Source organism: Mycolicibacter virginiensis, from assembly GCF_022374935.2.
In the GTDB taxonomy this organism is placed as follows: Bacteria; Actinomycetota; Actinomycetes; order Mycobacteriales; family Mycobacteriaceae; genus Mycobacterium; species Mycobacterium virginiense.
The window spans coordinates 4,520,276-4,546,744 of record NZ_CP092430.2 but is presented as its reverse complement, the minus strand read 5'-3'; the positions used below and the strand labels follow the sequence as shown (position 1 = coordinate 4,546,744).

General features: G+C 68.1%; 25 protein-coding genes, 1 tRNA gene and 1 other RNA gene. 12 read left to right on the top strand and 15 right to left on the bottom strand.

The window, feature by feature from the left end:
* Position 1: 1 nt before the first annotated feature.
* A complete protein-coding gene (locus MJO54_RS21975; RefSeq protein WP_105295346.1) occupies positions 2-685 on the bottom strand; it encodes a TetR/AcrR family transcriptional regulator in 684 nt (227 codons plus the stop codon).
* A gap of 113 nt (positions 686-798) precedes the next feature.
* Here MJO54_RS21975 and MJO54_RS21970 point away from each other — a divergent pair, with 113 nt between their 5' ends.
* The 4 genes from MJO54_RS21970 (at position 799) to MJO54_RS21955 (ending at position 5,379) form a co-directional block, all read left to right on the top strand.
* The gene (locus MJO54_RS21970; RefSeq protein WP_240176016.1) at positions 799-1,218 is read left to right on the top strand and encodes an MmpS family transport accessory protein; all 420 of its coding nucleotides are present in this window, start codon (positions 799-801) and stop codon (positions 1,216-1,218) included.
* The gene (locus MJO54_RS21965) at positions 1,215-4,115 is read left to right on the top strand and encodes an MMPL/RND family transporter (protein ID WP_046282701.1); all 2,901 of its coding nucleotides are present in this window, start codon (positions 1,215-1,217) and stop codon (positions 4,113-4,115) included. The genes MJO54_RS21970 and MJO54_RS21965 overlap by 4 nt, the downstream gene beginning before the upstream one ends.
* 216 nt (positions 4,116-4,331) lie before the next feature.
* The gene (locus tag MJO54_RS21960) at positions 4,332-4,805 is read left to right on the top strand and encodes a DUF5078 domain-containing protein (RefSeq protein ID WP_373693076.1); all 474 of its coding nucleotides are present in this window, start codon (positions 4,332-4,334) and stop codon (positions 4,803-4,805) included.
* A gap of 10 nt (positions 4,806-4,815) precedes the next feature.
* On the top strand, positions 4,816-5,379 hold the full coding sequence (locus tag MJO54_RS21955; RefSeq protein ID WP_052741091.1) for a hypothetical protein: 564 nt from the start codon (positions 4,816-4,818) through the stop codon (positions 5,377-5,379).
* 38 nt (positions 5,380-5,417) lie between these two features.
* Here the strand turns inward: MJO54_RS21955 and MJO54_RS21950 are convergent, their stop codons facing one another.
* The 3 genes from MJO54_RS21950 to MJO54_RS21940 form a co-directional block, all read right to left on the bottom strand.
* Positions 5,418-6,755, bottom strand: a complete 1,338-nt coding sequence (locus MJO54_RS21950) for a DUF4226 domain-containing protein (protein WP_105295345.1) — start codon at positions 6,753-6,755, stop codon at positions 5,418-5,420.
* A 30-nt stretch (positions 6,756-6,785) separates the two neighbouring features.
* The gene (gene lucA / locus MJO54_RS21945; RefSeq protein ID WP_064891163.1) at positions 6,786-7,526 is read right to left on the bottom strand and encodes a lipid uptake coordinator LucA; all 741 of its coding nucleotides are present in this window, start codon (positions 7,524-7,526) and stop codon (positions 6,786-6,788) included.
* 81 nt (positions 7,527-7,607) lie between these two features.
* A tRNA-Ser gene (locus tag MJO54_RS21940) sits at positions 7,608-7,693 on the bottom strand.
* Positions 7,694-8,065: 372 nt separating this feature from the next.
* Between MJO54_RS21940 and ffs the strand changes: the two genes are divergently transcribed.
* The 4 genes from ffs to MJO54_RS21920 all read left to right on the top strand — a co-directional run bounded on the left by ffs (position 8,066) and on the right by MJO54_RS21920 (position 12,090).
* Positions 8,066-8,160: signal recognition particle sRNA small type (ffs, locus tag MJO54_RS21935), an RNA gene on the top strand.
* A 32-nt stretch (positions 8,161-8,192) separates the two neighbouring features.
* Positions 8,193-9,467, top strand: a complete 1,275-nt coding sequence (locus MJO54_RS21930) for an aspartate aminotransferase type Ic (RefSeq protein WP_064891161.1) — start codon at positions 8,193-8,195, stop codon at positions 9,465-9,467.
* 1 nt (position 9,468) lies between these two features.
* Positions 9,469-10,089 carry a CHAP domain-containing protein gene (locus MJO54_RS21925; RefSeq protein WP_105295344.1) on the top strand — a complete coding sequence of 207 codons (621 nt, stop codon included), beginning with the start codon at positions 9,469-9,471 and terminating at the stop codon, positions 10,087-10,089.
* Positions 10,090-10,143: 54 nt separating this feature from the next.
* Positions 10,144-12,090, top strand: a complete 1,947-nt coding sequence (locus MJO54_RS21920; RefSeq protein ID WP_240175431.1) for a DNA polymerase III subunits gamma/tau — start codon at positions 10,144-10,146, stop codon at positions 12,088-12,090.
* A gap of 4 nt (positions 12,091-12,094) precedes the next feature.
* Here MJO54_RS21920 and MJO54_RS21915 read toward each other — a convergent pair whose 3' ends face one another.
* Positions 12,095-13,405, bottom strand: a complete 1,311-nt coding sequence (locus MJO54_RS21915; RefSeq protein WP_064891157.1) for a class I SAM-dependent methyltransferase — start codon at positions 13,403-13,405, stop codon at positions 12,095-12,097.
* A gap of 81 nt (positions 13,406-13,486) precedes the next feature.
* Here MJO54_RS21915 and MJO54_RS21910 point away from each other — a divergent pair, with 81 nt between their 5' ends.
* Positions 13,487-14,710 carry an FAD-dependent oxidoreductase gene (locus tag MJO54_RS21910; RefSeq protein WP_105295169.1) on the top strand — a complete coding sequence of 408 codons (1,224 nt, stop codon included), beginning with the start codon at positions 13,487-13,489 and terminating at the stop codon, positions 14,708-14,710.
* Positions 14,711-14,723: 13 nt separating this feature from the next.
* On the opposite strand, the gene MJO54_RS21905 is transcribed toward MJO54_RS21910, so the two are convergent.
* The 3 genes from MJO54_RS21905 to MJO54_RS21895 are packed head-to-tail and all read right to left on the bottom strand — an operon-like array spanning position 14,724 to position 18,231.
* Positions 14,724-16,028, bottom strand: coding sequence for a class I SAM-dependent methyltransferase (locus tag MJO54_RS21905; RefSeq protein ID WP_064891155.1), 1,305 nt, complete (start codon positions 16,026-16,028; stop codon positions 14,724-14,726).
* Positions 16,025-17,404, bottom strand: a complete 1,380-nt coding sequence (locus MJO54_RS21900; protein ID WP_105295131.1) for an FAD-binding oxidoreductase — start codon at positions 17,402-17,404, stop codon at positions 16,025-16,027. Before MJO54_RS21900 ends, MJO54_RS21905 begins: the two co-directional genes overlap by 4 nt.
* Positions 17,405-17,457: 53 nt before the next feature.
* A complete protein-coding gene (locus tag MJO54_RS21895; protein ID WP_105295132.1) occupies positions 17,458-18,231 on the bottom strand; it encodes an Rv3717 family N-acetylmuramoyl-L-alanine amidase in 774 nt (257 codons plus the stop codon).
* 119 nt (positions 18,232-18,350) lie between these two features.
* Between MJO54_RS21895 and MJO54_RS21890 the strand changes: the two genes are divergently transcribed.
* The 3 genes from MJO54_RS21890 to MJO54_RS21880 all read left to right on the top strand — a co-directional run bounded on the left by MJO54_RS21890 (position 18,351) and on the right by MJO54_RS21880 (position 20,277).
* Positions 18,351-18,686, top strand: a complete 336-nt coding sequence (locus MJO54_RS21890) for a YbaB/EbfC family nucleoid-associated protein (protein ID WP_024443029.1) — start codon at positions 18,351-18,353, stop codon at positions 18,684-18,686.
* Positions 18,687-19,298: a recombination mediator RecR gene (gene recR / locus MJO54_RS21885; protein WP_046282710.1), complete on the top strand. Its 612-nt coding sequence runs from the start codon at positions 18,687-18,689 to the stop codon at positions 19,296-19,298.
* Positions 19,299-19,428: 130 nt separating this feature from the next.
* The gene (locus tag MJO54_RS21880) at positions 19,429-20,277 is read left to right on the top strand and encodes a type IV toxin-antitoxin system AbiEi family antitoxin (RefSeq protein ID WP_105295133.1); all 849 of its coding nucleotides are present in this window, start codon (positions 19,429-19,431) and stop codon (positions 20,275-20,277) included.
* Here MJO54_RS21880 and MJO54_RS21875 read toward each other — a convergent pair.
* From MJO54_RS21875 to MJO54_RS21845, 7 genes are all read right to left on the bottom strand, one after another.
* Positions 20,274-21,446, bottom strand: coding sequence for an NAD(P)/FAD-dependent oxidoreductase (locus tag MJO54_RS21875; RefSeq protein ID WP_105295134.1), 1,173 nt, complete (start codon positions 21,444-21,446; stop codon positions 20,274-20,276). The two genes, MJO54_RS21880 and MJO54_RS21875, sit on opposite strands and share 4 nt — an antisense overlap.
* The gene (locus MJO54_RS21870; protein WP_105295135.1) at positions 21,443-21,625 is read right to left on the bottom strand and encodes a rubredoxin; all 183 of its coding nucleotides are present in this window, start codon (positions 21,623-21,625) and stop codon (positions 21,443-21,445) included. The genes MJO54_RS21875 and MJO54_RS21870 overlap by 4 nt, the downstream gene beginning before the upstream one ends.
* Complete coding sequence (locus MJO54_RS21865) at positions 21,622-21,795, bottom strand: rubredoxin (protein ID WP_105295136.1); 174 nt, start codon at positions 21,793-21,795, stop codon at positions 21,622-21,624. The genes MJO54_RS21870 and MJO54_RS21865 overlap by 4 nt, the downstream gene beginning before the upstream one ends.
* Positions 21,795-23,018, bottom strand: a complete 1,224-nt coding sequence (locus tag MJO54_RS21860) for an alkane 1-monooxygenase (protein ID WP_240175430.1) — start codon at positions 23,016-23,018, stop codon at positions 21,795-21,797. Before MJO54_RS21860 ends, MJO54_RS21865 begins: the two co-directional genes overlap by 1 nt.
* 106 nt (positions 23,019-23,124) lie before the next feature.
* Entirely contained in the window at positions 23,125-24,414 is a 1,290-nt protein-coding gene (locus tag MJO54_RS21855) for a PucR family transcriptional regulator (RefSeq protein WP_064891145.1), read from the bottom strand.
* A 13-nt stretch (positions 24,415-24,427) separates the two neighbouring features.
* Positions 24,428-25,138: a type 1 glutamine amidotransferase gene (locus tag MJO54_RS21850; protein WP_192830531.1), complete on the bottom strand. Its 711-nt coding sequence runs from the start codon at positions 25,136-25,138 to the stop codon at positions 24,428-24,430.
* 45 nt (positions 25,139-25,183) lie between these two features.
* Positions 25,184-26,404 carry a Mur ligase family protein gene (locus MJO54_RS21845; RefSeq protein WP_064891143.1) on the bottom strand — a complete coding sequence of 407 codons (1,221 nt, stop codon included), beginning with the start codon at positions 26,402-26,404 and terminating at the stop codon, positions 25,184-25,186.
* Positions 26,405-26,469: the final 65 nt, after the last annotated feature.

The following is a 26,469-nucleotide window of genomic DNA, read 5'->3' as shown; positions in this document are numbered from 1 at the left end:
GTCAGTTGGGCGACGCCAGCAGCCCGACGCAGGTGGCGGTGAGCAGCCGGGTCAACGCAGTGGTGAAGTCCAAGTTCCACTCCGGTGGTACCTGCCGCTCGGCGGCATAAGCGTCGGCCAGTTTCGTCGGAGGGTGCGCAACCTGCCACAACGGCGCTGCCAGCGAATACGACGCCAACAACAGGTCGAAGGCACCTTGCTTGCCCAGTCGGGGGAGTGCCTGCAGGAGGGCGTCGGCCATGGTCAGCCCCGCCGCGGTGATCTTTCGCCGGATCTCGATCACCCGCTCGGCGTCTACCTCATGGTCGAGGTGCAGATGCAAGTTGGCCAGCATGTCGCAGAACAACGGATCGGCTGCCAATCCGCTGGCCAGGGTGGCGGCCACCCGATCCGGCGACATCGTTTCGGACTGTTGCAGTGCGGTGCAGACGGTGTCCGACCAGCTTTCCCAGCTTTCGGCGGCCAGTCGTAGCAGCACCTCTTTGTGCGAGCTGAAGTAGCGCCGAACCGCGGAGTGGTGCACCCCGGCCCTGCTGGCCACAGCGGTCAGGGTCACCGATGCCACGCCGGCCTCGATTGCCACCGAGCGGGCGGCCTCCATCAACGCTTCAGCCCGCTGACGCTTGTTCGCGTCGCTGCGGGCGCGTTTGAAGGTCGCCTGGCGCACAGCGCGAGGATAACGCACATGATGTGCGTTGCGGCCCTCCGTGGGAGTGCTGTAGCGTGCGTTTACGCACGTTGACGTGGGTTAGGGTATCCAAAGCTTGCTGGTGTGAGGGGACTTCGATTTTCAAGGTACTGAGCCGGGTGTGGATACCCCTGGTGATCTTGGCGGTGGTCTGTGTCGCCGCATTCGCCGTGACGCGCATCCACGGCCTGTTCGGCTCCGAGAAGCGCCCCTCGTATTCCGACGGCCAGAACGACGAAACCAAGCCGTTCAACCCCAAGCGGTTGACCTACGAAATCTTCGGCCCGCCAGGAACGGTGGCCGACATCAGCTACTTCGACGTCAACTCCGAACCGCAGCGTGTCTCCGACGCCACTCTGCCGTGGCACCTCGAAATCGTCACCACCCTTCCCGCGGTAGTGGGAAGCATCATGGCCCAAGGCAATAGCAACAGCATCGGCTGTCGCATCGCGGTGGACGGAGAAGTGAAGGCGGAACGGATCTCCAACGAGGTCAACGCCTACACCTTCTGCCTGTTGAAGGCGGCATGAGCCAGCCCGGCACCCACGGCGCCGGCGTCCAACCGCAGCGACCGTTCATCGCGCGGACCATCCGCCGGTTCGCCATACCGATCATCCTGGCGTGGTTGGCGCTGATCGCGGTACTCGTCGCCACCGTCCCGCCACTGGAGGAGGTCGGCAAGCAGAACGCCGTTTCGGCGAGTCCTAAAGACGCCCCGTCCATGCAGGCCATGACCGAGATGGGCAGGGTCTTCCAGGAGTCGGACTCCGACAGCACCGCGATGGTCGTGCTGGAGTCCGACCACGAGCTGGGCGATGCCGAGCACGAGTACTACGCCGAAGTGGTCGAGAAGCTCAAGGCCGACACCGCACACGTTCAGCACGTGCAGGACTTCTGGGGTGACCCGATGACTGCCGTGGGCGCCCAAAGCCCCGACGGCCGAGCGACGTACGTGCAACTGAACCTGGTCGGCAACATCGGCCAGGCGGCGGCGAACGACTCCGTCGAATCCGTTCGCCAGATCGTGGACTCGGTCCAGGCCCCGCCCGGGCTGACGGTCTACGTGACCGGCACCGCGGCGCTGGCCAAGGACATGAACCACGCCGGCGACAAGTCGATGTTCAAGATGATGGTGGTCACCATCCTGGTGATCCTGACCATGCTGTTGCTCGTCTACCGGTCGATCATCACGGTGGTGCTGCTGCTGGGCATGGTCTACATGGAGCTCAACGCCGCCAGCGGCGTGGTGGCGTTCATGGGCCACCACCACTGGGTCGGGTTGACCACGTTCGCCGTCAACCTGCTGGTCTCGCTGGCGATCGCCGCCGGCACCGACTACGCGATCTTCCTGATCGGCCGTTACCACGAGGCGCGCCAAGCCGGCGAAGACCGGGAATCGGCGTACTACACGGCTTTTGAAGGCGTCGCGCACGTCATCCTGGGCTCGGGCCTGACCATCGCCGGAGCGGTGTTCTGCCTGCACTTCACCCGGATGCCCTACTTCGTCACGCTGGGTATCCCGTGCGCGGTGGGCATGCTCATCTCGGTCATCGCAGCGTTGACGCTGGGCCCGGCGATCATCACGGTCGGTAGCCGGTTTGGCCTGTTCGACCCCAAGCGCGCGACGAGCACCCGCGGGTGGCGGCGGGTGGCGACGGTGATCGTCCGCTGGCCGGGCCCGGTTCTGGTCGCCTCCTTGGCAGTCGCGGCCGTCGGCCTACTGACGCTGCCGGGGTATCAGCCGGCCTACGACGACCGGAAGTACATTCCCACCGACATCCCCGCCAACGAGGGATTCGCCGCAGCAGACCGGCACTTCTCGCAGTCCCGGATGATGCCCGAGATACTGCTGATCGAGTCCGACCACGACATGCGCAACCCGTCGGACTTCCTGATCATCGACAAGCTGGCCAAGTCGGTGTTCAAAGTCGTCGGGATCTCCCGGGTTCAGGCGATCACCCGCCCGCAGGGCACCCCGCTGGAACACACCTCGATCCCGTTCCAGATCAGCATGCAGAACGCCGGCCAGCTGCAGACCATGCAGTTCCAGAAGAAGCGCATGGATGACATGCTCACCCAGGCCGAGGCCATGGAGCAGACCATCGCCACCATGCGCCAGATGCTGGGCTACATGACGCAATTGGCCAACACCACCCACGAGATGGTCGTCGACATGGATGACCTACAGGGCCAGATCTACGAGATCCGGGACCACATCGCCGATTTCGAAGACTTCTGGCGGCCGATCCGCAATTACTTCTACTGGGAACCGCACTGCTACGACATCCCGATCTGCTTCTCGCTGCGCTCGGCGTTCGACATGGTCGACAGCGTTGATCCGATGAGCGAGAGCATGGACAAGATGATCGCGCACATGGCTGACATGGACGCCCTGATGCCGCAGATGCTGACCACCTTCCCGCCGATGATCGACACCATGGAGACCATGCGGACCATGATGCTGACGATGCACAGCACCATGTCCGGGATCTTCGATCAGATGGACGAGATGAGCGACAACGCCACCGCGATGGGTAAGGCGTTCGACGAATCCAAGAACGACGATTCGTTCTACCTGCCGCCGGAGGTGTTCGAAAACCCGGACTTCAAGCGGGCCATGAAAATGTTCATCTCCCCGGATGGCAAGGCCGTCCGAATGATGATCTCGCACCGGGGCAATCCGGCTACGGCCGAAGGCATTTCGCACATCGACAAGATCCGTGTCGCGGCCGAGGAAGCGCTCAAGGGCACGCCGCTCGAAGACGCCAAGATCTATCTCGGCGGGACGGCGTCGCTGTTCAAGGACATGCACGACGGTTCCAACTACGACCTGCTGATCGCCGGAATCGCCTCGCTGTGCCTGATTTTCATCATCATGTTGCTGATCACCCGCGCCCTGATCGCGGCGTTGGTGATCGTCGGCACCGTGGCGTTGTCGCTGGGTGCGTCGTTCGGGCTGTCGGTGCTGTTCTGGCAGTACCTCATCGGCATGCAGTTGCACTGGCTGGTGCTGGTGATGTCGGTCATCATCCTGCTGGCGGTGGGCTCCGACTACAACCTGCTATTGGTGGCCCGGTTCAAAGAGGAGATCCACGCCGGCCTACATACCGGCATCATCCGCGCGATGGGCGGCACCGGGAAGGTGGTGACGTCGGCCGGGCTGGTGTTCGCCTTCACCATGACGTCGATGGCGGTCAGTGACCTGCGCATCATCGGACAGATCGGCACCACTATCGGATTGGGGCTGATGTTCGACACGTTGATCGTGCGGGCATTCATGACGCCGTCGATCGCGGCGCTGCTGGGGCGCTGGTTCTGGTGGCCGATCAACGTGCTGCCGCACGTCGGCGGGAAAGCCGCCCGGCATCGAGAAGCTGCCGCCCTCGCGCGCAGGGATGACACCGAGGAGCTGGCCCACAACCGGTAGCCGGATGTGAGCGATCGCATGCTCAGGGGCCAGAAAACCAATTAGGTAGCATGACTAAAGTTATGTAGCATTGCTTACTGAGTTCGAATGGCTGAGCGGCCATTTGCTGGCGCATTCGCCTCACCTGCTTCACCCGACTCAGTGGTCTCACCGGCGGGTTTAGCGTCCGAAAACTGACGGAGTGAAAGGACCGGGGGAATGGCTACAGTGGACTCCATGCGTACGCACCGCTCGATTCTGCGGGGCATCGTCGTGACCGCTGCCGCCGCCGGCGCAGCCGTGGCCGCGGTGCTGTTGCCCGCCACCGCCTCCGCCGACGCGACCGACGACTTCCCGATCCCGCGTCGCGTGATTCGCACCGACTGCAGCGCCGAGCAGATGCTGGCCGCCAGCCGCGATCTGTCGCCGATCTACTACGAGCGCTACATGATCGACATGCACAACAAGCCGGTCCAGGTGCAGCAGGCCACCATCGACAAGATGCACTGGTTCTTCTCGCTGAACCCCGATCAGCGCCGGGCCTACTCCGAGGAGTTGGCAACCAATTTCGCCGACCCGCTGACGGTGTCGTGGCCCAACCACGCCAAGATCTTCTTCAACAACAAGGGCGTCGTCGCCAAGTCGACCGAGGCCTGCAGTCAGTACCCGCGCGACGACATGTCGGTGTGGGACTGGGCCCCCAAGCCGTAACAGGAGACCGATGAACGGTTCCACCCGTCGAGTCATGCGGGTTCTGCTCGTCGCCGGCGCGGCGGGCGGCTTGTTTCTCGGGGCTCCGGGGTTACCGGCGGGCGCGCAACCTGCGGGGTTCCCCAACTTCGACGACTTCACCGCGGTCCCGGTGGACAACTACATCTCGACGGGCCCCAAGGGGCCGGGGCGCTGGGTGAACTTCTCCACGCCCTACAACGTCGCCTGCCAGTTCGACGCCGTCGACCCGCCCGCGGGATCGTCGCAGGCCATCATGTGCGACGGCGATATGCCGGGCTTGGCCAACGCGCCGCTGGGCTCGGGCGCCCCAGTGCCCGGCGGCTGTGTGATCGGGACGGTGCGCTCGCAGGGCGCGGCGGGTCTGCGGCTGAACCGCGAATCGACCGGCTGTGGCCGCCAATTCTCCAACGGAGCCTTCCTGGGCGTCGGGCAGAAGTTGTCGTACGGCAACGTCACCTGCGCGGTGGGCACCGACCAGCTTGTCGCCTGCCTGGACACCTCTCTGGGGCATCACGGCTTCGTGCTGAGCCCGTCGGGCAGCACGGCGTTCTAGGCTCTCCGGCTCCTCGGGCTTTCAAGGCCCCGCCTGCGCTACCGGTTGATGTTGAACGTGGTGGTGTAGGTCCGCGGGTGATAGGGCGGTGGCGGGGCGTCCGGCCCGGTCGGCCAGCCTTCAGGCGTCGGCCACGTGCTGACTCGCATCGTGACCTGCTCTTGGCCGTTGGGAAGCGTCTCGACGTTGACGATGCTCGGCCCGTACGGAACGGCCGGCTGATTACCGGGGCTCGGGATGAATCCGGGGCCGGTGAGGTCTTGTGAGGGAGCTTGCAGCAGCCCCTGCGGGCTGCCCGCGGTGACCCCCACGACCTGGCCGTCGTCGCTGGCGCTGGCCAACAGATACCCGCCCTGGGGCAGTGACACAATCTGATTCTCCCGATCGGCCGGACCGAGATTGTTGAAGGTGCCGACCTCGTGCAGGCTGTTCATCCAGGCATTCGGCGGGTCACCGGCGGCTACCGGGGCCGACTGCCACAGGGCGCGCTGACCGTCCTGGCCGACGTTGCCGACGATCATCATCGTTCCGGATGCCGGGTCGTAGACGCCGCTGGCCTGAGAGATGCCCACCTTGGTGTCCGAACCGAGCGGGGTGCCCAGCAGCGGCCCCAAATCCGTTGCCGGATCGGCCAGATTCTGGACCCGCGATTCCGGCGCGATGTAATTCTCGGGCGAAGTGCCGAGCCCGTAGGGCCGCACACTGTAGAAGGCATATTGCTGGCCGTCGGGGCCGACGGCGGTGCCGGTCGGCAGCGCCCGGAAACCCTCGTCGACGGGGAACGGGTTATCGATGTCGGGCTTGCCGGGGGTGTGCAACCGGGGGTGGCCGCTCTCCGGGTCGCCGGTGATGACGATGCCGGTGCCCGGGATCGTCGCACCCAGGTCATACGGCGAACCATCCTGCTTCTCCGGCATCGGCGGACTGCCCACGCCGGCGATGGTGGGATCGCGGGGCTGCTGCCCGTCAGTCGGGATTGTGTTGTCCACCAGCCGGATATGCGGATCCTGGCCATCCTCGCCGCTGCCCAGCTTGTAGTGGTTGGTCAGGGTCTGCGCCAGCTGCGACCGGTGCCGGCTGTCGGCGGCGGCGTCGGAGACCACCCGGTGGATCTCGCGGGTCTTGGCGGTGAGGAATCGCTGGAATTGGCGGGAGCCGGTGGGGGTGTCCAGTCCTGGCCAGGTGGCGGCCGATTCGCGGATCTCGGCCTCGATGGCGTCGAGGCGTTGCCGTGAACTCACAGCGTTGCGTACGGCCTGCTGCAGGATCGTCTGGAGCTCCTTGTCGGCTGCTACCGATGTGGCCAGCCGGTTCGCGAGCTCCTCTTCACGCGCGCGCGCCGCATCCGCGAAGGCACCGCCGAGGTTCTCGGCCATAGCGAACAGGGTAGCCGCGGCGGATCGGGCTTACTGGCCCTTTTTCGCCCGGCGCTTGCCGGACGGGCGCAACTTGGCCTCGTCGGTTGGGGCTGACTCGCCTGCTTCTTCGCCCGTCGACTCGACGATCTCGGTGGCCTCAGGCTCGTCATCGACCTCGGCGTCAGCGCCGGCGTTGTCGTCGGACTCGTCGTCGGACTCGTCGTCGCCTTCAGCGTCTGCCGAGGCCTCAGTGTCTTCGGCGTCTTCGGAGTCCTCGGCCTTTGCGTCGCCGGACTTCTTGCCCCGGCGACGCCCTCCCTTGGGCTGCTTCTCGGCCTTGGGCTTGATCGGTTTGGGCGGCGGCGGCGGGAGTTCGGCGACGAACGCCAGGTAGAACGCGCCGATCCCCAACAGGGCGATCGCGGCTGCGGCGCCGTAGATCCCGAACAGCCACACGCCGAAGCTGTCCAGCGACAACCAGATCTCACTGACCGCGGTGCCGGCGATCAACGCTGCGGCCACCAGATGCGCCACGATCGAGCCGGTCCGCAGCGACAGCGCAAGCTGCGGGGTGCCGTACTCGGGCTTGCGGGACTGCTTCAACACCGCGGCCACGGGCAGGGCCATCGCCCCGACCAGCAGTCCGAGGAGGACTCGCATCACGGTGCCTAGCACGTGCGGGCTGAAGCCGGTCAGCTCCCACCACCGCGGCAGGACAAAGAGGAAATACAGGATGGCGGCGAGAGTCGAGAGCGACGCGTGCCAAACCGTGGCGACGGTACGACTCACGCCACCTCCCATGCTCGTCAGCTAGTGATTCAGGTGCGACCGGACCTCGATCTTTCGGTCCGGCCGCACCTGAATCGGGTGCGGAGGATAGGGGATTTGAACCCCTGAGGGCTATTAACCCAACCCGCGTTCCAGGCGAGCGCCATAGGCCACTAGGCGAATCCTCCGTCGGCAATGGTAGCTGAGTCCCTTGCGTGCCCTGCGCACTCCTCTTATTGGCCGGCTTCGCCGCACTCTGCTGGACCGCCCGACTCCTTAGCGGTCTGCTCCGGCAACCGCATCGTCGCCGGGCGCCCGACCCCCGCTGTGTCCGGCGGCGGTGGCCCGCAGCGCCCGGCTTCGCCGCGCTCGCGACCCCCGCTGTGTCCGGCGGCGGTGGCCCGCAGCGCCCGGCTTCGCCGCGCTCGCGACCCCCGCTGTGTCCGGCGGCGGTGGCCCGCAGCGCCCGGCTTCGCCGCGCTCGCGACCCCCGCTGTGTCCGGCGGCGGTGGCCCGCAGCGCCCGGCTTCGCCGCGCTCGCGACCCCCGCTAGACTTGCCCGTGGACCCCGCGCGGCGTCCATCCTGTGAACTCCCCCAGGGCCGGAAGGCAGCAAGGGTCAATGGGCTCTGGCGGGTGCGCGGGGTCCCCTTATATCTCGGGCCTTCGACGTTGAAAGGCGCACCCGTGTCGCTGCATACCCTCAACCGTGCCGACCTGACCGCGCAATATGAGCGCTACCAGCGGGACTACGCCGAACTGCAGGCCAAGAAGCTCGCACTGGACCTCACCCGCGGCAAGCCGGCGCCCGAGCAGCTCGACCTGGCCAACGGCCTGCTGGCCCTGCCCGGCCCGGACGACTACCGCGGCGACGACGGCACCGACACCCGCAACTACGGCGGCCTGCATGGTCTGCCCGAGCTGCGCTCCATCTTCGGGGAGCTGCTCGGCATCGCGGTGCCCAACCTGATCGCCGGCAACAACGCCAGCCTCGAATTCATGCACGACGTCGTCGTCTACTCGATGCTGCACGGCGGCGTGGACTCACCGCGGCCCTGGAGCCAGGAGCCGGTCGTCAAATTCCTGTGCCCGGTGCCCGGCTACGACCGGCACTTCGCGATCACCGAGACCCTGGGCATCGAGATGATCCCGGTCCCGATGCGCGAGGACGGCCCGGACGTCGACCTGATCGAAGAACTCGTCGCCGCCGACCCGGCCATCAAGGGCATGTGGACCGTGCCGGTGTTCGGCAACCCCACCGGCATCACCTACTCCTGGGAGACCGTGCGCCGGCTGGTCCAGATGAAGACCGCCGCCCCCGACTTCCGGCTGTTTTGGGACAACGCCTACGCGGTGCACACCCTGACCACCGAATTCCCCCACCAGATCGATGTGCTGGGACTGGCCGCGGCCGCGGGCAACCCGAACCGGCCGTACGTGTTCGCCTCCACCTCGAAGATCACCTTCGCCGGTGCCGGCGTCAGCTTCTTCGGTGGCTCGCTGGGCAACATCGCCTGGTATCTGCAGTACGCCGGGAAGCGCTCGATCGGCCCGGACAAGGTCAACCAGCTGCGTCACCTGCGGTTCTTCGGCGACGCTGACGGCGTGCGGCTGCACATGCGCCGCCACCAGGAGATCCTGGCGCCCAAGTTCGAGTTGGCCGCCGAGATCCTGGAGAACCGGCTCGGTGACTCCAAGATCGCGTCGTGGACCGACCCCAAGGGCGGCTACTTCATCAGCCTCGACGTCTGGCCGGGCACCGCCCGGCGCACCGTGGCGCTGGCCAAGGATGCCGGAATCGCGGTCACCGAAGCCGGTGCGTCGTTCCCGTATCGCAAGGACCCCGACGACAAGAACATTCGGATCGCCCCGTCGTTCCCGTCCCTCGATGACCTGCGCAATGCCGTCGACGGTCTGGCCACCTGTGCGCTGCTGGCCGCCGCAGAGCAGCTGTTGGGCTGACATGCCCGGAATCTGCGGCCGGGTGGCGGTGGCGGCGGCCTTCATAGCGCTGAGTGCGGTCCCCGCGGCCCACGCGCTGCCGGGCCCGCCCGTCGAACCCAAGCCGGTGCCGGCCCCCGCGGCGGCACTCGATGCGGCCCCCGCGGCCGACCAGGCCCCGGCGCTGCCGGCGCGGGCCGTCGAGGAACTCGACCGCTTCCGCCGCGATGCCGCCGAGGGCGCACTGGGAAATCCGGTGATGTACGGCGACGGCCAGTGCTACCCGCTCGTGCAGCAATACATTCAGGCGCTGGGTTCATGGCGAAATAGAGACCCCAGCGGCAATGCCTTCGATCTCTACGAGCATTTCGCCACCAATGGTCTGGGCCAATACTTCGACCAGGTGCCGTTCGACGGCGGCCTGAACGCACCGCAGGTCGGGGACGTCGTGGTCTACGGTCCCGGTGGGTATGTCAGTGAACACGGGCATGCCGGGGTCGTCACGGCCGTGCGCGGCAGCGGCAGCCTGCTTCAGTACGAGGTCGCCGAACAGAACTCCAGTGGCCGGTTGTTCGTGACGCTGAACTGGCGTGACGTCAGCCCCATGTGGAACACGCTGGGGTATCTGCGCCCGAAGCCGTAGCGCTTCGGCTGCCGGGCCTGCACCGTCGTCGGGCCGAGCAAGTACCCTGCTGGCGTGGCGCTCTACCGCAAATACCGGCCGGCATCCTTCGCCGAAGTGGTGGGGCAGGAGCACGTCACCGAACCCCTGTGCACCGCGTTGTCGGCGGGCCGGATCAACCACGCCTACCTGTTTTCGGGACCGCGCGGCTGCGGCAAGACCTCGTCGGCGCGCATCCTGGCCCGATCGCTGAATTGTGCGCAGGGGCCGACGCCGACGCCGTGCGGAACGTGTGACTCGTGCGTGGCGTTGGCCCCCAACGGCCCGGGCAGCATCGACGTCGTCGAACTCGACGCGGCCAGCCACGGTGGCGTCGACGACACCCGCGATCTGCGCGATCGCGCCTTCTACGCACCCGCCCAGTCGCGCTACCGGATCTTCATCATCGACGAAGCGCACATGGTGACCACCGCGGGTTTCAACGCGCTGCTCAAGATCGTCGAGGAGCCGCCCGACCACCTGATCTTCGTGTTCGCCACCACCGAACCGGAGAAGGTGTTGCCGACCATTCGGTCGCGTACCCACCACTACCCGTTCCGGCTGCTTGCGCCGCGAACCATGCGCGAGCTGATCGGCCGAATCTGCGAGCAGGAGCAGGTCGCCGTCGACGACGCGGTGTATCCCTTGGTGATCCGTGCCGGTGGCGGCTCGCCGCGTGACACCCTCTCGGTGCTCGACCAGCTGCTGGCCGGCTCGGAGAAAGACGAGAACGGCATTGACCACGTCCACTATCAACGGGCGCTGGGTCTGTTGGGGGCCACCGATGTCGCGCTGATCGACGAGGCGGTCGACGCCTTGGCCGCCGGGGACGCCGCATCGCTGTTCGGAGCGGTGGAGGCGGTCGTTGACGCCGGCCACGACCCGCGCCGGTTCGCCATCGACCTGCTGGAGCGTTTTCGGGACCTGATCGTGCTGCAGGCGGTCCCCGACGCGGTCGCCAAGGGTGTGGTCGACGCGCCCGAAGACATGCTGGAGCGGATGTATGAGCAGGCCGCCCGGCTGGGCCCGGCGACCTTGGCCCGCTATGCCGAGGTGGTGCACGCCGGCCTCGGCGAGATGCGCGGCGCGACTGCTCCCCGGTTGCTGCTGGAGGTGGTGTGCGCCCGGCTGCTGCTGCCGTCGGCCGCCGACACCGAAGCCGCACTGCTGCAACGGGTCGAGCGCATCGAGGGCCGACTGGACATGTCGATCCCGGCGGCACCCGTACGGACCGGCGCCGCGCCCGCCGCGAGCGCGCCGGCTCCGGCCGCTGCCGCCACGCAAGAGCCGCCCGCCGCGTCACCCGCCAAGCAGTTCACCCGTCGCTCTACCCGGGCCGCTGAGCCCGCAGCCGCGCCCACGCCTGCGCCGGTGCCCGCCGCCGCACCCACTCCCGAGCCGGTGCCGACGCCCGCCGCGACGGTGCCCGAACCCGAACCCCCTGCACCACCCGCGCCGGCCCCCGCGCCGCCGCCCGCTGCAGCGCCTCCGGCACCCGCACCCGCTGCGGGGGTCACTCCGGGCGAGCCCGATGCCGCCGCCGTGCGCGCGATGTGGACTACAGTGCGCGACAAGGTTCGTCAGCGCAGCCGCACCACCGAGGTGATGCTCGCCGGCGCGACCGTGCGCACCGTGGACGGCAACACGCTGGTGCTCAGTCACGAATCCGCCCCGCTGGCCCGGCGGCTTTCCGAGCAGCGCAACGCCGACGTCATCATCGAAGCGCTCAAGGATGCCCTCGGGGTGAACTGGCGGGTGCGCTGCGAGGCCGGCGGACCTGCTGCTCCGGACGCGGGCCAGTCGGCGGCGCCCGCTCAGGTCGACATGGAGTCGGCACGCCGCGCCGACGAGGAGGCCATGCTGGCCGAGGCTTTGGAAAACACGGCGGACGCCTCCGGTGCCCCGCCTCGCCGCGACCCCGAAGAAGTGGCCCTGGAGTTGCTGCAGAACGAGCTGGGCGCCCGCCGGATCAGCGGCGACTGATCGGCTAAGGCTGCCACCAAGGCCGCAGCGGCAGGTCGTCGTCGCCGTCCCCGTCGACGTTGCTGGCCAACACCTGATGCAGCTGGAACAGGTTGCGTTCGAAGCACAGCACCGAGGCCGCCATGTACAGCCCCCACACCTTGGCCCGGCCCAGCCCGACCTCGGCGACGGCCTCGTCCCAGTGCGACACCAGGTTGCGGCTCCACTGCCGCAGCGTCATCGCGTAGTGGTGGCGGAAGTCCTCCTCATGCAGCACTTCGAGCCCGGTCTGCTGAATGTCGGAGATCACACGGCCCGAGCCGGTGATCTCGCCGTCGGGGAAGACGTAGCGGTCGGTGAAGGCGTCGCCGCGGTAGATCGAGTTGTCCGGCAGCGTCACGCATTGATTGAGCAGCAACCCGCCGGTGCGCAACTTCGACTTGAGGAATCCGAAGTAGGAGCGGTAATTCTTCACCCCGATGTGCTCGCTCACCCCGATCGATGAGATGGCGTCGAACCCGTCCTCGCGGATGTCGCGGTAGTCGCAGTGCCGCACCTCGGCCAGGCCCGCGAGTCCCTCGTCGGCGATTGCCGCTCGTGCCCACTCGACCTGTTCGGCCGACAGGCTCACCCCGAGCGCCTGAACGCCGCGGCGCGCCGCGTAGCGCACCATGCCGCCCCAGCCGCAGCCCACATCGAGCAACCGGTCGCCGGCTTGCAGGCGCAGCTTTTCGAAGATCAGTCGGTACTTGTTCTCCTGCGCTTCCTCCAGGCTCGCGCCGGGGTTGGGGTAGATCGCACAGCTGTAGGTCATCGATGGGCCGAGCACCCACTCGTAGAAGGTGTTGGAGACGTCGTAGTGGTGATGGATCGCGTCGGCGTCGCGAGCCTTGGAATGCCGCAGTCCCTCCGCGGTACGACGCCATCGGGGTGGGGCTTCCTCCGGCGGTGGCGCGATCGGCTTCAGGTTCTTCAGCCCGATAGACCGGACGATGTTGGCCAACTCGCGTGGCGACGGGTGCTTGAACTCCAGGTCCGCCATGGCGTTGAGCACCGGGTACGGATTGCCGGGATGCACGCCGCGCAGTTCCAGGTCACCGGCGACATAGGCGCGGGCGATCCCGAGCTGACCGAGTGACGTGGCCAGATAGGCGGTGGCGCGGGAATTCAGCAGATCGACGCCCAGCTCCGTGTCGCTGGGGCCCACGCTGCTGCCGTCGTAGGCGGAGATCCTCAGCGGTGGCTGGCCTCCGCCCGCCAGGAGCATCAGAACCTCGGCCAAACCGAGCTTGCCGTTGGTGGTTTTCGTGCCTTTGGTCAGTGTTTTGGCAGTCATGATGTACCCCCCTTGCCGAGATGCGAATAACCGCCCGGGCGCCGCCTCAAACACGCGTAACGTGGCACCGCAATGGGCGATATGACCGAAGCAACCACCTGCGCGATCGTCGGTGGCGGACCGGCAGGCATGGTTCTCGGACTGTTGCTGGCCCGGGCCGGCATAGCGGTGACGCTGCTGGAGAAGCACGCCGACTTCCTGCGTGATTTCCGTGGCGACACCGTGCACCCCACGACCCTGCGTCTTCTTGATGAGCTCGGGCTCTGGGAGCGCTTCACCACGCTGGCGCACAGTGAGATCCATCAGGTCAGCCTCGACGTGGCCGGGCGCGACGTCACGGTGGTCGATTTCGGCCGGCTGCGTCGCCAGCCGCACCCCTACGTTGCGATGGTGCCGCAGTGGGACCTGCTCAACCTGCTCGCCGAGTCCGCGCAGACCGAGCCGACGTTCACCTTGCGAATGCAGACCGAGGTCACCGGGCTGCTGCACGAGAACGGGCGGGTGGCCGGAGTGCGCTACCGCGACGCCGAGGGCACCGGGGAACTGCGTGCCGATCTCACGGTGGCCTGCGACGGGCGCTGGTCGGTCGCACGGCATGAGGCGGGCCTGCACTCACGCGAGTTTCCGGTGAACTTCGATGTGTGGTGGTTCCGGCTGCCGAACGACCGCGCCACCCAGCCCACCTTGTTACCCCGCCTCGGACCGGGGCGGGCCGCGATCATGATTCCGCGCGACAGTTACTTTCAGGTCGCCTACCTGGGGCGCAAGGGCACCGACGCCGACAAGCGGGCCCGCGGTATCGAGGGGTTCCGCCGTGACGTGGTCGAGCTCATTCCCGAGGCCGCGGATTCGGTGGAGGCGCTGCAGAGCCTGGACGACGTCAAACACCTTGATGTGCGGGTGAATCGGTTGCGGCACTGGAGCATTGACGGGCTGTTGTGTATCGGCGACGCCGCACACGCCATGTCACCGGTGGGTGGGGTCGGCATCAACCTGGCGGTGCAGGATGCGGTGGCCGCCGCGACCATCCTGGCCGAGCCGCTCCGGCAAGGGCGGGTGACCGCTCGGGATCTGGCCGCCGTGCAGCGACGTCGACAGCTGCCCACCGTCGTCACCCAATCGGTGCAGCGGGCAGCGCACCGGGCGCTGAACCCCATCCTGCGCGGCCAGAACCTCAGCCCGCCGGCGAGCGTGGGCAGGCTGTTCGCGATGTTGCCCTGGCTCTCGGCGATTCCGGCTTACCTGGTCGGTGTGGGCGTGCGCCCGGAGCGCGCCCCGGCCTTCGCGCGCCGCCAGAGCCGCTAGGGCTTTAGAGCTCCTAGGGCCGCCACCACGGCCGCAGCGGCAGGCCGGCGCCGTCGGCGCCGTTGACCGCCAGCGCGTGATGAAGCTGAATGCCGTTGTGCTCGAAGCCCAGCCGCGAACCGGCCATGTACAGGCCCCAGACCTTGGCGGTGGCCAGCCCGACCTCGGCCACGGCGTCGTCCCAGTGCGCCACCAGGTTGGCGCACCAGTCGCGCAGGGTCAGCTCGTAGTGGTTGCGCAGGTTCTCGGTGTGCAGTACCTCGAGGCCGACGTCCTGAATCTCGCTGATGATCCGGCCGGATCCGGCCAGCTCTCCGTCGGGGAACACATAGCGGTCGATGAAATCGCCTGCGGCCGCAGTGGATTTGTTGTCTGCCCGGGTGATGCAGTGGTTGAGCAGCAGGCCGCCGGGACGCAGCTTGGACTTGAGGAATCCGAAGTAGGCGGGGTAGTTGGCCACGCCGATGTGTTCGGTCATCCCGATCGAGGAGACCGCGTCGAACCCGGATTCGCCGACGTCGCGGTAGTCGCAGTGCCGCACCTCGGCTCGGTCGGACAGGCCGGCGTCGGCGATCGCGCGCTGCGCCCACTGGGCCTGCTCGGCCGACAGCGTCGCACCGATAGCACGCACCCCGTGGCGCGCCGCGTAGCGCACCATGCCGCCCCAGCCGCAGCCCACGTCGAGCAGCACGTCTCCGGGGCTCAACCGCAGCTTGTCGAAGACCAGCCGGTACTTGTTCTCCTGGGCCTGCTCCAGCGTCGCATCCGGCGTTGGATAGACCGCGCAGGTGTAAGTCATCGACGGACCGAGCACCCACTCGTAGAAGTCGTTGGACACGTCGTAGTGGTGATGGATCGCCCCGGCATCCCGAGACTTGCTGTGCCGCAAACCTTCCGCGATACGTCGCCACCGGGGGAGTGCCTCTTGGGGTGGCGGGGCGATCGGCACCAGATGTTCGATCCCGATCGAGCGCACGATGTTGGCCAGCACTCTGGGCGAGGGCCGTTTGAAGTGCAGCTCGTCGGCCAGCGCCTTGAGCAGCCGATAGGGATCGCCGGGGTGCACGCCGTGCAGCCCCAGGTCACCGGAGATGTAGGCCCGGGCCATCCCCAGGTCGCCCGGCGCGGTGGCCAGATAGGTGGTGCCGCGCGGCGTCAGCAAGTCCAGGCCCAAGGGTGCGTCCTCGGGGCCGGTGCTGCTGCCGTCGTAGGCGGTGAAGCGCAGCGGCAGGTGTCCGTCGGTGGCCAGGGTCTCCAGCACCTGGGCCAGGCTCAATCTGCCGGTCGGCGTGCGTACCTGCTCGCTGTCGATCGTCATCGTCGTCGCACCGCCTTGGCGTAGAGGTCCAGTAGCCGCGAGTCGGGGTCGTAAGTCTTCTTGATCCTCCGATAGGTTTCACCGCCGTAGAGCTCGTCAAACTCCGCGGCGGTGTAGTAGGAGTCGGAGTACAACGACTTGTGGCCGTCGAGCTCGCTCACCTTGGCCTCGATCAGCCGATTGGTAGCGCCCTCGGTGGCGCCGGCCGGGACTGACGACCAGAACCCGACGTTGACGTAGGTGCGATTAGACCGAATCGGGTACAGCGGCCACTCCTCGTCGCCGCGCAGCCGGAGCGGGCACAACCACACCGGTTCGATCGGGACGTGAGCGAAGAACCAGTCCAGGAATTGCCGGCAGCGCTCCAGCGGGACCTCGATGTCCTGCACCACTCGCTCGCGAGGTGGGCGGTTGTGCCGCTTCTCGATCCGGTCGGCGATGGCGAAGCGCTGGTCGTAGGCGATCAGCTTCGAGTAGACACTGCTGCGCCGGTAGCGCCGCGGCCACCACCGGCGCACCAGGGGATGCTGGGCGCCGAACGCGCGCGAGCACCAGAACCAGTCGGTGTCCCAGCGCCACAGGTAGTCGTGGATGGTCAGCCGGTCGTCTTTGATCCCGTGCGCGTGCCTAATCGAGCGGTAGTAGATCTGCTGGCCGGTGTAGTCGCTGACGGCGCCGGGGGAATCGGTCGCGATACCGACACACAGGTAGCTTTCCCGGGGGCTGAACACCACGCCGTCGAGGTAATCCACCGGAACGCCTTCGAGCCCGCCGGTATCGATGATGCGGTCCATCGTCGCGACCAGCTCGTCCAGGGAATCGAAGCGGATGTGCCGCAACGCGACGAATGGCTTTACGGCCTCCAATTCGATCCGCAGGCGCGTCGAATACCCCAGCGTTCCATAGGAATTCGGAAACGCGTGGAACAGATCTTCATGCTCGTCACGCGATACCGTCAGCAGTTCGCCGTCGCCGGTGAGCACGTCCATCTCCAGCACCGACTCGTGGGGAAGCCCGTTGCGGAACGACGCAGACTCGATTCCCAGCCCGCTGACCGCACCGCCGACGGTGATCGTCTTGAGCTGCGGGACCACCAACGGCGCCAGGCCGTAGGGAAGGGTGGCGGCGACCAGATCCTCGTAGGTGCACATGCCGTCGACGTCGGCGGTGCGATTCTCCGGGTCGACGGCGATGACGCTCACCAGGCCCGAGGTGTCCAGACCTGGTGCCTGGCGCCTCGCGCGCGCCCGAAACAGGTTGGAGGTGGGCTTGGCCAGCCGGACCGATTCGTCAGCGGGGATGTTGCGGTAGCTGTCCAGCAGCAGCCGCACCCCCCGCGCGTGGGATGTCGGTGTATCGGCCGGCCGAACGGACATCACCTCCCACGCTAACGGCGGATCGGCGGGCGTGCACGCAGCAGTGCTGCGAGTTAGGGCACTTGTGTCTGAGCGCTCAGGAAACTGGCGATGCCGCGCGCGACCGCGTCGGCGTAGCGCTGGCGGCCCGCCGGACTCTCCATCAGGGCCGCATCGGTGGCGTTTTTCATGTTGCCCAGCTCGACCAGGACCGAAGGGTATTCGGCCAGGTTGAGCCCGGCGAGGTCGGCGCGACCCTTCAAGCCGTCGGTGCCGATGTAGTTGGCCGGCGGAATGCCCGCCGCCTGCAACTGGCTGCGCATGATCTGGGCGAACCGCACCGCCGGGCCCTCCTGGGCCGGGTTCAGCGGAGGCGCGGAGTAGTTGACGTGGAACCCGCGGCCGGCGGGCTGCCCGCCGTCGGCGTGGATGGACACGATGGCATTGGGGTGCAGCGCATTGGCCGCTGCGGCGCGTGCGTCGATGCACGGAGCCGGCCCGTTGTCGTCACCTCGCGACATCGCGGTGCGAACGCCGGCGGCATTGAGGGCTTGGCGGATCCGCAGCGTGGTGTCCCAGGTGAAGCTGTGCTCGGGATAGCCGGAGTTGGTCGCGGTGCCGCTGGTCTGGCAGTTCTTGGTGCCGCCGCGGCCGTTGGGTACCTGGCGTGACAGAGCGGCGGGGTCGCCCGCGCCGCTGTGTCCGGGGTCGAGGAACACGATCATGCCGGCGATGTTGCCGGGGGCTGCCGAGGCCAAGGGAGCCAGCGGGGCGCTCGGCACCGCGGCGGCCACCACCAGGCCGGTGGTGATCGCGATACCGACACGGACAAGAACTGGTACGCGCACGCCGCCAACGTAGGCCGGGGCCGACTACGCTGGAACTCTCACACGCACCGGGTCTCTCCAGCTGTAACCAAGCCGCAACCCAGTCGAGACCACGCACACGACAACGCAAGGGGAGTGTCATGCAACCAGGAGGCCCGCCCGACATGTCGGCGTTGCTGGCCCAGGCTCAGCAGATGCAGCAGCGCCTGCTGCAGGCGCAGCAGGAGCTGGCCGTCACCGAGGTGCACGGGGAGGCCGGAAACGGCCTGGTCAAGGTCACCTCCAACGGCAGCGGCGAGGTGCTCGCGGTGCACATCGACCCGAAGGTCGTCGACCCCGAGGACATCGAAACCCTGCAGGACCTGCTCGTGGGAGCGCTCGCGGACGCCTCGAAGAAGGCGCACACGCTGGCCCAGCAGCGGCTGTCACCGCTGGCCGGCGGCATGGGTGGCGCGCTCGGCATGCCGGGAGCCTAGGTGTTTGAGGGTCCGGTTCAGGACCTGATCGACGAGCTGGGCAAGCTGCCGGGCATCGGCCCCAAGAGCGCCCAGCGGATCGCGTTTCACCTGCTGTCGGTGGAGCCGCCGGAGATCGACCGGCTCACCGCGGTGCTCACCAAGGTCCGCGACGGGGTGCGGTTCTGTGAGGTGTGCGGCAACGTCTCCGACGCTCAGCGGTGCCGGATCTGCGGGGACCCGCGCCGCGACTTCGCCCAGATCTGCGTCGTCGAGGAGCCCAAGGACGTCGCCGCCATCGAACGCACCCGGGAGTTCCGCGGTCGCTACCACGTGCTCGGCGGCGCGCTGGATCCCCTATCAGGGATCGGCCCCGAGCAACTGCGGGTGCGTGAGCTGCTGAATCGGGTCGGGGAGCGGGTCGATGGGGTGGACGTCAGCGAGGTGATCATCGCCACCGACCCCAACACCGAGGGCGAGGCCACCGCCACCTATTTGGTGCGGGTGCTGCGCGACATTCCCGGGCTCAGCGTGACGCGTTTGGCGTCCGGGCTGCCGATGGGCGGCGACCTGGAGTTCGCTGACGAGCTGACCCTGGGCCGGGCCTTCACCGGCCGCCGCGCCATGGCCTGACTTCCCGCCTGCACCCCTTCCACCTCCGCGAAACCGACGTTTTGCAGACCCCTTCTCGCACTTTCCCTGCAAAAAGTCGGTCTCGGCGAGGAGAAGCGGATGTGTCGGTGGCCGCTGGCATCATTCCGCCATGGACGGGGTCTTCATCGGCAGCGAGGCGACCGTCGCTGGCCGGCTGACCCGCCACGAGCTGCGGCGGTGGTATCGCCTGCTCTTTCGGGGGGTCTACCTCCGCAAGGACACAACGCCCGCCTTGCGGGATCGCACGACGGCGGCATGGCTCGCCTCGAGGCGTCACGGGGTGATCGCCGGCCTGGCCGCCTCGGCCCTGCATGGGGCTCAGTGGGTGGATGCCGACGTGGACATCGAGCTCATCGCGCAGAACACCCGCGCGCAACCAGGCCTGATCGTTCGCGACGAAACCCTCGCCGACGACGAGGTCACCAAAGTCGCCGGCTTACCGGTCACCACACCCGCCCGCACCGCCTACGACCTGGCCCGCCACCTGCCCCGCGGCAATGCGGTCGCCCGGCTCGACGCCCTGGCCCGGGCTACCCCGTTCAGCACCGAGGACGTGCTGTTGATCGCCAAGCATCACCAAGGCGCCCGCTATTTACGAAGGCTGCGGGCGGCGCTTCCGCTCGTTGACGCCGGCGCCGCCTCGCCCAAGGAGACCTGGCTGCGGCTGCTGCTGGTCGACGCAGGCCTGCCCACCCCGACCACCCAGATCCCGGTGCGCGACCGCCGCTACTGGCCGTTCGCCTGGCTTGATCTGGGATGGGAGGACTACAAGGTGTCCGCCGAATACGACGGGGAACACCATCAGAAGGATCGTGCGCAGTACGTCAAAGACCACCAGCGCCAGCGCAAGCTGGAACGCCTGGGCTGGATCAACATCCAGGTGATCAACGAGGACAACCCCCAAGAGACCATCCACCGTGTCACCCAGGCGCTACACGCCCGCGGCTGGCGCCCCTAGACCGGCTGCAGCACTTCGGCGATCGCCACCCGGGCGGCGATCCCGGCGCGAGCGGTCCGAACCTTCTCCGGGATGCCCGCGCCCACCACCGCGACCAGCACCCCGTCACGCTCGTAGTAGGCCAGGAAGCGGCGGCCGTCATCGTCGACCACGTGCACGGTGTCGTCGGCGCGGGGCCGGCCCAGGCATTGAATCTTGACGTCGTACTGGTCGCTCCAGAAGTAGGGCACGCCCGGGCTCACCACCGCTTCCAGGTTCAGCATCGCCGCCACCAGGGTCCTCGCCTGATCGGCGACGTTGCTCCAGTGCTCGACGCGGATCTGGGTTCCGGTCGCATCCCGCCAGGACGCCACGTCGCCGATCGCCCATACATCGGGGGCGTTGGTGCGCCCGACCGCGTCGCAGACCACGCCGTCGGCGACCTCGACATCACTGCCGGTCAGCCAGTCGCTGGCCGGGCGCGACCCGATGCCCACGACCACCAGATCGGCTGCCACCACAGAGCCGTCCGACAGCGTCACCGACTCGACGGCCTCGCCGCCGGCGATGGAGTCCACTGCCACACCGGTGCGCACGGCGACGCCTTCATCGCGGTGCAGCCGGGCGATCAACGTCCCGGCCTGCACGCCCAGCACGGCGGCCAGGGGTGCGGCCTGCGGCTCCACCAGCGTCACCTGCACGCCCAGGCCGCGCAGGCTGGCGGCAACCTCGCACCCGATGAAGCCGGCGCCGATCACCACCGCCCGGCGTACGGTCGTCGCCCGATCACGAAGGGCCACACAGTCATCCAGCGAGCGCAGCACGCAGATGCCGGCCAGGTCGCCCAACGTCGGCAACCGCCGCGGCACCAGGCCGGTGGCGATCACCAGCTGGTCGTAGCCGAGCAGCTGTCCGTCGGCCAGCTCCACGGTGTGCGCCGCGGCGTCGATACCAAGAGCCGGGACACCGAGGCGCAACGTGATGCCGTTGTCGTCGTAGAAACTCGCCGGTTTCAAGGCAACATCATTCACCTCGCCGCGCAGCATCTGCTTGGACAGCGGCGGCCGGTCATACGGCGGGTGCTCTTCGGCGCCGACGATCGTGATCGGGTCGCCAAAGCCGTTGCGCCGAAGCTGTTCGGCGGTGCGCACCGCCGCCAGGCCGGCCCCGACGATGACCACGCCGCTCACGGCCGTACCACTTCCGCCATCTCGAAGTCGGCCTTGGCCGCGCCGCAGTCCGGGCAGCTCCAATCCTCGGGGATGTCGGCCCAGCGGGTGCCCGGCTCGATGCCGTCCTCCGGCCAACCCAGCGCCTCGTCGTATTCGAAGCCGCACTGCAGGCACCGGAACAGTTTGTAGTCGCTCATGAGTTCACTCCCATCGGTTCGAAATCCAGCTTTTCGCGTACCGCGCAGTCCGGGCAGGTCCAGTCGCCGGGAATCTGCTGCCAGGGCGTGCCGGCGGGGAATCCCTCGCGGGGTTCCCCGGTGGCCTCGTCGTAGAGGTAGCCGCAGCCCGGGCACCCGTAGACGGCCATCAGACGGCCGCTCCGTATCGAGCCAGCACCTTGTCGCGCACCCGCGGGTGAATGTTGGCCCGGGTGATGTCACCGGCGTAGTGCTCGAGCACCCGGTGGTCCATCAGCTTGCGCCACACCGTCGGGAAGTAGGTCACCCCAATGAGCGCCCCGTAGCCGGCCGGCAGGTTCGGCGAGTCATCGAAGCTGCGCAGCGTCTGGTAGCGCCGGGTGGGGTTGGCGTGATGGTCGCTGTGCCGCTGCAGGTGGTAGAGGAACAGGTTGGTGACCATGTGGTCGGAGTTCCAGCTGTGCTGCGGTGTGCAGCGCTCGTAGCGGCCGCTGGACTGCTTCTGGCGCACCAGCCCGTAGTGCTCCAGGTAGTTCACCGACTCCAGCAGCGACGACCCGTAGATGGCGTTGATCAGCACGTAGGGCAGCAGCGCGACGCCGAACACCGCGATCAGCACGCCCCAGAACAGCACCGACATCGCCAGCGCGTTGACCACGTCGTTGTCTGCCCAGGTCCGCGGGTTCCACGGGCTCTTGCCGGTCCGGCGGACCCGCTGGGCCTCCAACTCCCACGCAGAGCGGATGCCGCCGAAAGTGCTGCGGGGCAGGAACTCCCAGAACGTCTCACCGAAGCGGGCCGACGCCGGGTCTTCGGGGGTGGCCACCCGGACGTGGTGGCCGCGGTTGTGCTCGACGTAGAAGTGGCCGTAGCAGACCTGGGCCAGGGTGATCTTGGCCAGCCAGCGCTCCAGCGACTCCCGCTTGTGACCCAGCTCGTGGGCGGTGTTGATACCGACCCCGGCGACGGTCGCGGTGGTCAGCGCCACCCCGATCTTGCCCAACCAGCCCAGCGACCCGTCGAACCCGAGCCAGCCCAGGTCTGAGGCGGTGAACAGGTAGGCGCCGAAGATGGCGCTGGCGTATTGGAAGGGGATGTAGGCGTAGGTGGCGTAGCGGTAGTACTTGTCGTTCTCCAGCGCCGCCATCACCTCGTCCGGCGGGTTCTGCCCGTCGGCGCCGATCCAGAGGTCCAGCGCCGGCAGCAGCACGTAGAGCAGGATCGGCCCGATGTACAACGGCAGCTGCGCCGCGGTGTGCAGGCCGGCCTGGTTCAGCGCCCAGACCAGCGGCACCATCAAGAACAGCATGGTGGGCACCACCAGGCCCAACAGCCACAGGTGACGTTTCTTGTCCTGCCAGAGCTTCGGTCCGCTGGCCATCTCGGTGCTCATCGCGTTCAACCCCTCGCCTCGGTCACACCACGTGTTTTCGGATGTGCCTGACGTTAGGTAGCGCCGCAGCCTCGCCGCTCGTCCCGCGCGGCCGGAATTCGGACGGCTATTCGTCCTGCGAAGACAACACGGCAGCGCCGTACCACTGACACAGCAGCAACGCGATCTCGACGTCCAGGCGATCGTCGGCGATTGGGCGGCCGCGGCGCTCGACCGCCCGCTGCACCCGATACTTCATGGTGTTGACATGGAAATGGAGTTGCTCGCCGGCCGCCTTGAAGCTGGACCCGGTGCGCAGGAACACCCGCAGGGTGTCGCGCAGCCGGCCGTCGCTCTCGGTCGCGCAGGCCAGCGGGCCCAGCACCTCGGCGACCCAGGCCCGCGCGCCGGTCAGGTTGTCCCCACCGAGTAGCGCCGCCGCGGACAGCCCGGGGTCGCCGGCCGCACTGACCCGATTCGCGGTGGCCCCGGAGGCGACCGCCAGGGCGTGGGCCGCCAGGGCCTGCTGGTGCGATCGGCGGAAACCCTCGACGCCGGGCAGCGGATCACCGATCGCCACCCACGGCTCGCCCTCCGCGGCCAGCGCGCAGGCGCGGATCTGTTCCACCACATCGTCTGCGGCGTCCGAGGACAGCGGAAGCCACGCCCACCCGCATGCGCTGTCGGCCGGCACGAACAGCGGTGCCCCATGCACCGGCAGCGACTCGGCGAGGTGCTTGATAAAACCCTCCGCGGCGGCCAGCCGGTCGCCGGACGAATCGGGATACCACACCACGATCCCGGCATGGGTGCGCCGCAGCGGGTAGCGAATCGCGGTTGTCATCGCGTCGACGTCCAGGCTCTCGTCGGCCAGGATGTCGCGCACCCGCAACGCGCGCACCGCATTTCGACTCTCCAGCCAGCGTTCCCGCTCGGCTTGGTAGACGGCTGACACCTGCTGCGACATCTCGTCGATATAGCCGAACATCAGTGTCGACATGGCGCCGAGCACGTTCAGGCTCAGGTCGGGATCCAGTTCGGCGGAACGGATCTCGGCCAGCACTAGCTGCAGCGCCACCGAGTGGCCCAGCCGGTAACCGCGCACCAACGCGTTGACCGGTACCCCGCGCTGCGCCAGCCGGCGGGCGTGTTCCAGGGCGACCGGCGGTGCCGCGATGTCAGCCACCGGAATGTTGTGGCGGATCGCCGAGAAGTACGTGTCGACGTTCGCCGACACGGTCTCGTGCAGCAGCTGCAGCAGCGACGAGTCGCTGGTGAGGTCCGGCGACTCCTTGGCGACCAGATCCTCGATGACCCCGATCGTCTCGGCCAGGCGATCGTAGAGGCGCTGGGAGATTGCGATCGCGGCCTCGGCCACTGGGGCATCCGGGGCATCCGGGGCGCTCTGATCGGTCATGGTCTGACCGTAGTCAGACCCGCCGGGGCGCAGCCAGCCGTTCGCGGCGCAACACGTCCACTTCCGGCAGCTCCAGGGGCGCGAGCTCGCCGACCACCTTCGCCAGCAACAGATCGGCCAGCTCCGGGTTGCGGGCCAGGCACGGCCCGTGCAGGTAGGTGGCGACGACGCTGCCCTGCACTGCGCCGTCATAGCCGTCGCCGGCCCTGTTGCCGGCGCCCTTGGTGACCGCGCTCAGCGGCGAGGCGTCCGGCCCCAGCACGGTGCCGCCGCGGTGATTCTCGAAGCCGGTCAGGGGTGCCGACAGCCCCGCCAGCAGCGGCGTGGCGACCACTTCGCCGATGGTGCGCGACTCCTGCGGTGAGGTGGTCACGTCGAGCAACCCGACCCCCTCGACCCGCTCGCCGGCCGAGGTCTCATACCAATGTCCCAGGACCTGGATGGCCGCGCAGATCGCCAGCACGGGCGCTCCCCGCGCCGCCGCGCGCTGCAAACCGGGGTGGGTGATCAGGTGCCGGGTGGCCAGTCGCTGTGCGTAGTCCTCGGCGCCGCCGAGGGTGTAGAGGTCCAAGGACTCGGGCACCGGTTCGGCCAGGGTGATTTCGACGATCTCGGCGGGAATCCCGCGCAGCAGCAGTCGCTGCCGCAGCACCACCGCATTGCCGCCGTCACCGTAGGTGCCCATCACGTCGGGCAGCACCAGCCCGATCCGTACGGTGCTAATTGCGCCGCCTCCTCCTCGTCGCTGCGCTCCGCATCGTCTGCGCCGTCATGCCAACCGCCGCTGCAATTGCAGGAACGCGGTGTAGTTGGCGACGACCTCGACCGGTCCGGGCGGACAGGACGCGATCGCGGCGAGGGTGTCGTGCACCAGGGTGTGCTGCACACCGGCGTAGCCCAGCCGCACCGCCAGGTCGGTGCCGCGCTCCCCGGCCGCCACCACGGTGGTGTCCTCGAAGTGCTCGAAACGCACGTCCCACAGCCAGGACAGGTCTTCGCCGTCGGGCACCTGCCCGTTGACGGCGATCACCACCCCGGCGGCGTGCTTGTCGACCATCGACAGCGCCTCCTGCCAGCCGGCCGGGTTCTTGGCCAGCAGCATCCGCACCGTGTGGTCGCCGACCTGCACGCTGCGGTAGCGTCCGGCCACTTCGTCGACGGCGGAGACCGCGGCCACCGCTTTGGCCGGGTCGGCGCCCAGGGCGACGGCGGCCGCTACGGCCTGGGCGGCGTTGCCGCGATTGACGGTGCCGGGCAGGGCCAGCCGCATCGGCAGCACCAGCCCGTCCGGGCCGTAGAGCGAGTCGTCGTCGAACCACCACTGCGGGGTGGGCCGGCTGAACTCGCTTCCGGTGGAGCGCCAGTGGTCCTCGTGGCGGTCGATCACCTCGCCGCTGCGCGGGCAACTGACCGAGTCGCCCGACCAGCCGGCGCGGGCGGCCACCCAGACCACGTTGGGGGAGTCGTAGGCGGCCGAAGTCATCAGCACGTCGTCGCAGTTGGCGACCACCACCGTCTGCGGATGACGGGCCAGGCCGGTGCGCAGCGCGCGCTCCACGGCATTGATCTCCCCGACCCGGTCCAGCTGATCCCGAGAGAGGTTGAGCAAAACGACTACCGCGGCATTTACTGCGTCCAAGACGTGCGGGACGTGCATCTCGTCGACCTCAAGCGCCGCCAGTTGCGCGGTCCGATCGGCGGCCAGCGCCGCCACCAGCCCGGCGTCCATATTGGCGCCCTCGGAGTTGGTGGCCACCGCGCCCAGGTCGCTCAGCGCGGCCGCGAGCATGCGGGTGGTGGTCGACTTGCCGTTGGTGCCGGTGACGATCGCGGTGCGTCGCCCAGTGCCGAGCTGACGCAGGATCGATCGGTCCAGGGTCATCGCGATCAGACCGCCGATCATCGCGCCGGCACCGCGGCCGGTCACCCGCGACGCCCACCGGGCACTCGCGCCGGCGGCCAGCGCCAGGCGTCCGCGGGCGGTGATCATGGCGGTGAGTTTAAGGCGGCGACACGGGCGGTGGCGGCCCGGATCGGTCACACCGGCATGCCATC

What these genes read in the sequence shown, in the direction of transcription:
- MJO54_RS21925 (WP_105295344.1), top strand. Translation starts at nt 9,469, where the DNA reads ATGCCCGGAATCTGCGGCCGGGTGGCGGTGGCGGCGGCCTTCATAGCG.
- MJO54_RS21960 (WP_373693076.1), top strand. Translation starts at nt 4,332, where the DNA reads ATGCGTACGCACCGCTCGATTCTGCGGGGCATCGTCGTGACCGCTGCC.
- MJO54_RS21860 (WP_240175430.1), bottom strand. Translation starts at nt 23,018, where the DNA reads ATGAGCACCGAGATGGCCAGCGGACCGAAGCTCTGGCAGGACAAGAAA.
- MJO54_RS21915 (WP_064891157.1), bottom strand. Translation starts at nt 13,405, where the DNA reads ATGACTGCCAAAACACTGACCAAAGGCACGAAAACCACCAACGGCAAG.
- MJO54_RS21910 (WP_105295169.1), top strand. Translation starts at nt 13,487, where the DNA reads ATGACCGAAGCAACCACCTGCGCGATCGTCGGTGGCGGACCGGCAGGC.
- MJO54_RS21900 (WP_105295131.1), bottom strand. Translation starts at nt 17,404, where the DNA reads ATGTCCGTTCGGCCGGCCGATACACCGACATCCCACGCGCGGGGGGTG.
- MJO54_RS21890 (WP_024443029.1), top strand. Translation starts at nt 18,351, where the DNA reads ATGCAACCAGGAGGCCCGCCCGACATGTCGGCGTTGCTGGCCCAGGCT.
- MJO54_RS21845 (WP_064891143.1), bottom strand. Translation starts at nt 26,404, where the DNA reads ATGATCACCGCCCGCGGACGCCTGGCGCTGGCCGCCGGCGCGAGTGCC.
- MJO54_RS21865 (WP_105295136.1), bottom strand. Translation starts at nt 21,795, where the DNA reads ATGGCCGTCTACGGGTGCCCGGGCTGCGGCTACCTCTACGACGAGGCC.
- MJO54_RS21950 (WP_105295345.1), bottom strand. Translation starts at nt 6,755, where the DNA reads ATGGCCGAGAACCTCGGCGGTGCCTTCGCGGATGCGGCGCGCGCGCGT.
- MJO54_RS21855 (WP_064891145.1), bottom strand. Translation starts at nt 24,414, where the DNA reads ATGACCGATCAGAGCGCCCCGGATGCCCCGGATGCCCCAGTGGCCGAG.
- MJO54_RS21880 (WP_105295133.1), top strand. Translation starts at nt 19,429, where the DNA reads ATGGACGGGGTCTTCATCGGCAGCGAGGCGACCGTCGCTGGCCGGCTG.
- MJO54_RS21870 (WP_105295135.1), bottom strand. Translation starts at nt 21,625, where the DNA reads ATGAGCGACTACAAACTGTTCCGGTGCCTGCAGTGCGGCTTCGAATAC.
- MJO54_RS21955 (WP_052741091.1), top strand. Translation starts at nt 4,816, where the DNA reads ATGAACGGTTCCACCCGTCGAGTCATGCGGGTTCTGCTCGTCGCCGGC.
- MJO54_RS21965 (WP_046282701.1), top strand. Translation starts at nt 1,215, where the DNA reads ATGAGCCAGCCCGGCACCCACGGCGCCGGCGTCCAACCGCAGCGACCG.
- MJO54_RS21905 (WP_064891155.1), bottom strand. Translation starts at nt 16,028, where the DNA reads ATGACGATCGACAGCGAGCAGGTACGCACGCCGACCGGCAGATTGAGC.